General features: G+C 70.2%; 1 protein-coding gene. It reads left to right on the forward strand.

The window, feature by feature from the left end; all coding sequences use genetic code 11:
* The coding region (locus tag IJH84_RS09410) for a type I polyketide synthase (RefSeq protein ID WP_295142793.1) at positions 1 to 1,598 on the forward strand (1,598 nt) is incomplete at both ends.

Raw genomic sequence — 1,598 nt, forward strand, 5'->3', positions numbered from 1 at the left:
ATGTGGACGCCGTCGAGGGGCACGGGACCGGTACCACGCTCGGCGATCCGATCGAGGCGCAGGCGTTGCTGGCGACCTACGGGCAGGATCGCACGGACCCGCTGCTGCTGGGATCGGTGAAGTCCAACATCGGGCACACCCTAGCGGCGGCCGGGATCGCGGGCGTCATCAAGATGGTGCTGGCGATGCGGCACGGCGTGCTGCCGAAGAGCCTGCACGCGGAAGCTCCTTCTTCCAATGTGGACTGGAACTCGGGTGCGCTGGATCTGCTCACCGAAGCCACGGCCTGGCCCGCGGTGGAGCGCGCGCGGCGCGCGGGAGTGTCGTCGTTCGGCATCAGCGGCACCAACGCGCACGTGATCCTGGAGCAGGCCCCGGAGGTCGCCGACGAACCACGCGAGCAGTCGGTGACGCCGGGTGTGGTCGCGCTGCCGATTTCCGCGCGCAGCCCGGAAGCGCTGGCGGAGCACGTGCGCCGCGTGCAGGACTTCGCCGAGCAGCACCCCGGAATTCCCGCGATCGACCTCGCCCGCACGCTCGCCGCGGCACGCTCGGAGTTCGAGCACCGGACCGTGCTGCTCGCCGACGATTTCGGCGAACTCGCGACTGGACAAGCGGCCGATGAGTGCCTGACCGGATTTGTCTTCTCCGGTCAGGGATCGCAGCGGCTCGGCATGGGCCGCGAACTCGCCGCCCGCTTCCCGGTCTTCGCCGAGGCGTTGGACTCGGTGTGCGCGGAACTCGACCCGCAACTGCCTCGTCCGCTGCGGGAAGTGATGTGGGGTTGCGATCCCGACCTGCTGGAGCGCACCGAGTTCACCCAGCCCGCATTGTTCGCGGTCGAGGTGGCGCTGTTCCGGCTCGTGGAATCTTGGGGCGTGCGGCCGGATTACCTGGCCGGGCACTCCATCGGCGAGATCGCCGCCGCGCACGTCTCGGGCGTGCTGTCGCTGCCCGACGCGGCGAAGCTGGTCGTGGCGCGCGGCCGCTTGATGCAGGAGTTGCCCGCGGGCGGTGCGATGCTCGCCGTGCAGTCCACCGAGGACGAGGCAGCAGAGTTGATCGCGGGCCGCTCGGACATCGGGATCGCCGCGATCAACGGGCCGCGGTCGATAGTGCTGTCCGGCGCCGCCGATTCGCTCGATGAGATCGTGGCAGGCACCGAGCGCAAAACGCGCCGCCTCGCCGTCAGCCACGCCTTCCACTCGCCGCTGATGCATCCGATGCTGGCGGATTTCCGTTCCGTCCTGGTCGGTTTGTCCTTCAACGAACCGCAAATCCCGATCGTGTCCACCGTGTCCGGACGGGAAGCCGACCTCGCCGAACCGGAACACTGGCTGCGCCACGCCTCCGAGCCCGTCCGCTTCGCCGACGCGATCGGCACGCTGCACCGGCACGGTGTGCGCGCGCTGCTGGAACTCGGACCGGACGGGGTGTGCACCGCGATGGCCGCGGACAACACCGACATCCCGGTCGCTGCGCTGCTGCGCAAGGGCCGCGACGAGGAACGCGCAGCGATCGAGGCGCTGGCCCGGCTGCACGTGGCTGGGGTGGCGATCCGCTGGGAAGCGACGCTGGAAGGCCGCGGCGCGCGGATC

It is taken from the genome of Saccharopolyspora sp., from assembly GCF_017434145.1.
GTDB classification, from domain to species: domain Bacteria; phylum Actinomycetota; class Actinomycetes; order Mycobacteriales; family Pseudonocardiaceae; genus Saccharopolyspora_C; species Saccharopolyspora_C galaxeae.